Genomic DNA, 7,867 nt, shown 5'->3' with positions numbered 1-7,867 from the left:
GGTGTAACCGGTGAGCTATACATCGGCGGCGCTGGTGTAGGCGCGGGTTATCATGGCAGTGCGGCAGTAAAACAAAACAGCCGTTTTGTGGCAGACCTGCTGGGTGCTAACCAGCATATGTACCGCACGGGCGACCTGGGTTACCTGGACATGGATAACCGGCTGGTATATGCCGGCCGCAATGATGAGCAGGTAAAGATCCGTGGTTACCGTATAGAACCTGCAGAGCTGGAACAAACCGCCCTGCAATACCCAGGCGTAAAAGGCTGCACGGTACAGGTGCACCGGGATGCGAATGGTGAAGCTTCGCTGGTATTATACGTTGTGTATAATGATACAGCAGATGAAGCAGGCTTACGCAGCTACCTGCGGCAGCAGCTACCGGTGTGGATGGAGCCGGCTTATATTATTCCGCTATCAGACATTCCGTTAACGGCACATGGCAAGGTAAACCGCCAGGCGCTGCCCGACCCGGTAGTGGCTTTACAGCAGCAGGTATATGAAGCCCCGGCCACAGCGCTGGAAGCGCAGCTGCAGCAGATCTGGCAGGAGGTGCTGGGTATTTCCCGTGTAGGCGTAACAGATAACTTTTTTGAGCTGGGCGGGCATTCCCTGAAAGCGCTGCGGGTGATCACCGCGATCTACAAGAATCTGCATATAAAAACCGACCTGGGTATCATTTTTTCAAAGCCTGATATCCGGCAGCTGGCTGCATCGCTGGCAGGCAGCACGCAAACGGTATTTGAGCCTATTCCCCCGGCGCCACAACAAAACAGCTATCCGCTGTCGCATGCGCAGCAACGGCTTTGGATCCTGCATCAGTATGAAGAAGGGCAGGCCGCTTATAACATGAATGGAGCCTGGCTACTGAAAGGCAGACTGGATGTGAAGAAGTTTAAACAGGCCTTTTTACAATTGGTGGCCCGTCATGAAAGTTTGCGCACCACCTTTATAGTCAGGGAAGGTATTCCGCAGCAGGTGATCAATCCTATGCAGGATATTTATGGCATAGCATTTATCAGTAATGCTGATGCAGCAGCCTTGATACGGCAGGAAGAAAACACGCCATTTGATTTAGAGAAAGGCCCTTTATTCCGTGCTACGCTCGTTCAATTGGATAATCAGCAGCATGTTTTTATTCTCTCGCTGCATCATATTATTTCTGACGGATGGTCGGACGGCATTTTAATGAACGAACTGCAAATGCTGTATGCAGGCGGCCTGCAGCAAACATTGCCGGCCTTGGCTATACAGTATAAGGACTATGCAGTATGGCATAACCGCCGGATTGCAGAAGGTTATTACAGCAGCAGCGCACAGTACTGGAAGCAACAGTTTGCTGTACCGGTACCGGCACTTGACTTGCCGCTTGACCATGCACGTAAGGCAGTAAGAACCTATGAAGCAGCAACAGCTGAGGTAAAGCTTGATGCAGCACTAACGGAAACGCTGCAACGCTATAGCCGTCAATCCGGCGGCAGCCTGTACATCACCTTGCTGGCGGCATTAAATGCCCTGTTGTACCGGTATACCCGGCAAACCGACCTGGTGATCGGCTCCCCGGTATCCGGCCGCGAGCATCCTGACCTGGAGCAGCAGGTTGGCTTTTATGCCAATACATTGCCTGTGCGTTCGCAAATTGCAGCAGGCAGTAGCTTCAGAGAGCTGGTAAATACCGTAAAAACAAATGTGATGCAGGTTTTTCAGCATCAGCACTACCCGTTTGATGAAATAATAAAACATGCAGTTACAGATAAGCAGGAAAACAGGTCCGCTTTGTTTGATGTGATGCTGGTGCTGCAGGATGCCGTGAGCCGGCCGCAGGGGGATGTGGGTTTTGAAATAAGCGAATACCATACAGAAATACGCCATACACAGTTTGATCTGGTTTTTAATATCACCGCACACGCGGATCAGCTGCATATATTGCTGATGTATAACCGGGACCTTTTTGAAAAAGATATCATAGATAGCCTCCTTTGTTCTTATACTTTCCTGTTGGAACAGTTACCGGAAATGGATGCCGTTCCGCTGACAGCATTGGTATTACCGGTAAATGCTAAGAATACGCAGCCCGCAGCTCCGTTTATAATTATGGATGATAACCTGCACCCGCTACCCCTGGGCGCTGTAGGAACAATATATGTTCAGGAGAATATGACGGGGGCGTTGCTGTTAAAGCAGAAAAATACAGCGGTTGTTGACCATGGACAGGCCCAATACCTGGATACAGGTGCCGCAGGGCGTTTAACTTCCTGCGGTCAGTTAGTAAGCCTGCCGCCGGATGATGTTGTGATCAGCATTAATGGCAGCTGGATGCTGCGGCCCTGGCTGGAAAATGAGCTGCTTCGGGTGCCGGTAATAAAAGCGGCTGCTATTACCTATGTAGAAAATAGCATAGTAGCGCATATGGTAGCTGCTGCCGGTGAAACAGCTGTTACACTATATAAAACACTGCTTAACTTTTTACCTGTTGCAGTGCTGGATGAGATTAAGCTGAATATAGTACCGGTATTGCCGCTTACAGCTAACGGAAACGTTAACCGTATGCTGCTGTCATCTATACCCGCATTCAGCAGGCAGCAGCTTGCAGTATTGGAAAATGCAGTGCTGGAAACCGGCCTGGTAGATCAGGCGGCAGCAATTTGCAGCCCTGAGCCGGAAGAAAATGGCTGGTTACACATACACGATATTCAACCGGCTGCTAACAGGACAGCGCCATTAGCAACGGCTAAGAAAATGCCGGATGTTATGGCGGACGAACACACTTCACAGGCGCCTGCCATATTACATGGCGGTGTGCTGCAGATAGCGCCGGACGAACCTGTTACTTTGCCCGCTGCGTTGTTGCAGGCAGCCGCAAAATATGCCGGCAATGGCATTACCTACCTGGATGCAAATAATGGCGCAGTATTCCAGTCCTATGCAGCTTTGCTGCAGGAGGCTAAGCAGGTGCTGGCAGGCTTGCAGCATAAGGGGCTGCAACCCGCTGACCAGGTGGTCTTACAGTTGGAAGATGCAAGAAAATATTTCGCGGCATTCTGGGCCTGCATACTGGGCGGGATGATACCTGTTACCGTTGCTGTGCCGCCGGTGTACGATACTGAAAATGCAGTGGTGAAGAAGCTGGCAGGCGTGTGCACCCTGTTGCAGCTGCCGGTGATCATTACAGAACAGGCGTTGCAGCAGTCCCTGCAAACGGTTACTGCCGGCTGGAATGTAAAGGAGGTGATCTGCGTGGAAGCTATCGCAGCAAACGAAAATGATGCACGGCTGCATACACCCGCCGGAAATGCTGCCGCATTTTACCAGCTGAGCTCCGGCAGCACCGGTACGGCTAAATGCATTACCATAACACATCGCGGTGTGGCAGACCATGTATACGGTATGCGCGCCTTTAATGGCTTTTCATCGTCAGATGTTAGCCTGAACTGGATCCCTTTTGATCACGTAGCCGCTTTGCTGGCTTATCATATAAGAGATGTTTTTTTAGGCATCCGGCAGGTGCAGCTGCCCGCTGCGGTGTTCCTGGGCAGGCCGCTCGCATGGTTGGACTGTATAGAAAAATATGGTGTTACGCACGCATGGTCGCCTAATTTTGGATTTAAGCTGGTAACAGATGCCTTGCGTACAGCGGGCAGGCAGCAAAGCCGGAACCTGCGCAGCATCCGCTACCTGCTGAATGCAGGTGAGCAGGTAACCCTGCCGGTGATCAAGGCTTTCCTTGAGCAAACGGCCGCTTTTGGATTACAGGCTGCGTGTATACAACCGGGTTATGGTATGGCTGAAACCTGTACCGGCATTACACACCAACATGCCTTTGATACGGAAGAAAGCGTATGTTATATTAAAAGAGGTTTCAGTGGCCGCCAGGTTTTCACTACAGCAGATGACCAGGATGCGCACCAGTTTATAAGTGTTGGAAAACCCCGTCCGGGCAGCATTGTACGCATAACAGATGAGGAGGACAGGGTAGTGGCCTGCGGGGTAACCGGCCGTATCCAGATTCATGCAAACAGCGTTACACCCGGTTACCTGCATAATGATGAGGAAAACCGCGCGTTGCTTACAGCAGATGGCTGGTACAAAACCGGCGACCTGGGATTTGTATGGCAGGATGAGCTGGTGGTATGCGGCCGTGAAAAAGAAATGATCATTATCCGCGGGGTGAACCATTATTGTTATGCCATTGAAGATGTGGTGAACAGGGTACCCGGTGTAGTGCCTACTTATTCAGGCGCCTGTGCGGTAACCGATACTGCCGGGGGCACGGAAGCGCTGCTGATCGGTTTTTGCCCTGCATCTTCCGATGAAAGCACCTGGCCGGATACCATACAGGCTATACAGGCGGCTGTTTCGGCGGATCTTGGCATAGCGCCGCAATATGTGATACCCGTTAGCAGGAATATATTCCCACGCACCACCAGCGGTAAGATCCAACGGAATGCACTGAGGAAAATGTTTGAGGAAGGTACATTCAACCAGGTGATCAGGGACCTCGATATCCGTATGGGTAAACAGGATAAGCTGATCCCCGGCTGGTTTTATGAAAAAGTATGGATGCGGAGTAATATTGAACCTGCAGTGTTTTTTATACCCCGTTGTATACTGGTGCTCAGCCAGGATAATAGCTGGGAGCAATCTTTCAGCAAACAGTACCCGGATGCCATTATCATTTATGTAACCAGTGGAGCAGCGTTTGCCCGTACGGGTTATACACAGCTTTCACTGAACTTCGCAGATATTGCCGGATATGCGCAGCTGGCCGCTGCTTTGCAGCAGGATGCGCTTTTCCCTGATGTAATTATAGATGCCTGGCATGCAGGAGCAGCAGATCAGGCAGCAGAGGCAGGTAATGCCCACCAGGCTTGCTGGCAGATGGCTGCCTTATGGAAGGCATTCTCCGCACAAAATGTTTTGCCTGCTGTTTATATGCTGCTGACCGTCCAGGCGCAGCAGGTGCTGGCGCACGACGAGCCGGTGATCGAAAGAGCTGCTTTACACGGGTTAATGATGTCGCTGCAGCAGGAACACCCGGATATTATTTTTAAACACACAGATATTGATGCCGGTGCGACTGAGCTGCCCCATATCGTTCACCGCGAACTGAGCTGCAGCAAACAGGCAGGCAGCATTGCTTACCGCAATGGACACAGATGGGAGCTGCGGATAACCATGCATAAAAATGCAGCTGCTACGTCGCCTTTGCAGCTAAAAACAAACGGTTGTTACCTGGTAACCGGCGGATTGGGCGTTTTAGGCACGCAGCTCTGCAGCCTGTTATTGCAGCAATACCAGGCCAGGTTAATTATCACCGGCAGCACAGCTGCGGCTATGGTATTACACGGTGCGGATCATGAACGTGCTGCAAATTACAGGACGCTGCAGCAGCTGGCCCTGGATAGCGGTGGTACAGTTACCTATTGCCGGCTGCCAATAACAGATGCAGCTGCCATACAGGATGTGATAGCCGGTGTTACCGCTAACTGGAATTGCAGCCTGGATGGTATTTTCCACCTGGCAGGAATAGCTGGTAACAGCTGGCAGCCCGTGGCGGAGCTGGACGATCCGGGAAAAAGCTTTGCAGCGGTATTCCATGCAAAAGTAGCCGGTGCGCAGGCGCTAATGACATTATTACAGCAACATACCGCCGCTTTTATGGTGGCCTATTCTTCCGTAAATGCAGTTTTCGGGGCCACCGGCGCCGCGCCTTATGCAGCCGCCTGTTGCGCGATGGATCATGTTTTGTTAAAGGGCGCCGCAAAAGGATTAAGTACGCAAAGCATTAACTGGAGCATGTGGAAAGGTGCGGGCATGGGTGAAGAAGCACATATGCAGCATGCCGCCCGCGCCAAGGGATATTGTATTATAACACCTGCACAGGCTATGCATTCCCTGCTGGCCTGCCTGCAATCCGGTAGCCGGCAGCTGCTGGTGGGACTGGATGGGGCTAATCCGCTCATTGGCAGCCGGCGTGCAGACCTGTCTTATAAAAGGAGCCTTAAAGTAATTTGTGCCGCCGCAACAGCAGCGCCCTCACTGCAGCAGGTAATAACGGACACAATTACACGTCATTTAAAAGCAATGCCCTTTTCCGTTATTATATTGCCGGAGCTGCCGCTTTTAACGGATGGCACGCCTGACTACAATGCTTTGCTGCAGGTAAGCGCAAACGGCCGCCTGCAAAACAGGCGCCGCCGGCCGGAGTCTGGTATGGAGCAGCAGGTAGCCGCTATCTGGGAAGAAGTACTGCAATGCAGCATTACACATGCCGGTGATAACTTTTTTGAGCTAAGGGGCGATAGCCTTAAAGCTGTACAGGTAATAGCCCTGATCTATAAAAAACTACAGCTGAACGTAGCGATGAGCGAATTGTTCAATCACCCTACGGTGGAAAAGCTGGCGGCGCTGTTAAGCGGGGCGGCGGGAGAGTCCTACAGCCGCATTGAACCTGCGCCATTGGCTGCAGACTATCCCCTATCGCATGCGCAGCAGCGGTTATGGATACAGGAACAGTATGATGGCAGCAGTGCTATAAATAATATTGCGGGCGTATACCGCATAAGCGGGGAGCTGGCAGTACCGGCGCTGGAAAAGGCTTTACAGGCATTGGTAGCCCGGCATGAAGTGCTGCGTACCCGTTTGGTGCTGGTAAATAATGAGCCGCGGCAGCAGGTAATTGCCTTAGGCGATTTTGAGCTTCCATATGTTTACACGGACATCAGTGCGCACGCTGAACCGGATCTTGCAGCAGCCGGATTGGCCTCCCTGGATGCCGCACTGTCCTTTGACCTCCTGCGCGGCCCGCTGCTGCGGGTAAGGCTGCTGAAATTGGCCGCACAGCAATATGTTTTTCTCTTCAACCTGCACCACATTATTGCAGATGGTATGTCTATTCCCATACTAATGCAGGACCTGCAGCAGCTATACAGGGTACAGGTGAATGTGCCTGCGGACAGCCTGCCGGTGCTGGATATACAGTATAAAGATTACGCTTTATGGCACCATGCTTTATTGCAAAGCGCTGACATGCAGCAGCATCGCAGCTACTGGATGTCGGTGTTCAGCAACCTGCCGGAGCGTATGGATTTTCCATTGGATCACGCACGGCCCGCGGCCCAATCGTATAAAGGCCATACCATTTATTTCAGGTGGGCGCCGGAAACCTGCGATGCATTAACAACCCTGGGACAGCAACATAACGCCACACTGTATATGGTGCTGTTGTCCATTTTTAAATTGCTGTTATTCCGGTATACCGGGCAGTATGATATTACTGTTGGAACTACCGTGAGTGGCCGCGAGCATCCTGAGCTGAAGCACCAGGCCGGCATGTATATCAATACCCTGGCACTGCTTAGCAGGCTGCATCCGGAAGATACGTTTGCAACACTCTTGCAGCAGGTAAGAACCCATGTGCTGGAAGCGCTGGAACATCAGTTCTATCCTTTTGACCAGCTGATAACAGACCTGCAGCTGGAACGCCTGCCTGACAGATCTGCATTATTTGATATTGGCTTTAGCTTAAATACCTGGATGGATACGGATAACCTGTTATTACAGGAAAATGTAGAGATAAGTGTGCTGAAGGAGAACGATCCGCTGGCGGCTGCCATGGGCCGTTTAAAAACAGCGCGCCATGATATATGGCTGTATGCCACACGAATGAACGATGAGCTGTTGTTTGCCCTGGAATATAATGCAGATATTTTTCGTGAGGAAAGTATGCAGCTGCTGGTAAAAGAGCTGGAAATACTGGCTGCCAGGGTATTACAGGACTCCAATAAGCAGCTGGCTGCATACCCCTTAAGTGAGAACGCAGCAGTTGCCGCAGATGATTTTGAATTTAATTTCTAACGTCTAATCA

At 51.4% G+C, this 7,867-nt stretch carries 1 protein-coding gene; it reads left to right on the top strand.

The window, feature by feature from the left end; all coding sequences use genetic code 11:
* Window positions 1–87: 87 nt before the first annotated feature.
* Window positions 88–7,857 carry an SDR family NAD(P)-dependent oxidoreductase gene (locus BMZ54_RS32355; protein ID WP_394332733.1) on the top strand — a complete coding sequence of 2,590 codons (7,770 nt, stop codon included), beginning with the start codon at window positions 88–90 and terminating at the stop codon, window positions 7,855–7,857.
* The last annotated feature ends 10 nt before the right edge of the window (window positions 7,858–7,867 follow it).

Origin of the sequence: Chitinophaga rupis, from assembly GCF_900109685.1 — a bacterium.
In the GTDB taxonomy this organism is placed as follows: domain Bacteria; phylum Bacteroidota; class Bacteroidia; order Chitinophagales; family Chitinophagaceae; genus Chitinophaga; species Chitinophaga rupis.
The sequence above is the reverse complement of the archived record's forward strand: the minus strand, read 5'-3'. Positions and strand labels throughout refer to the sequence as shown.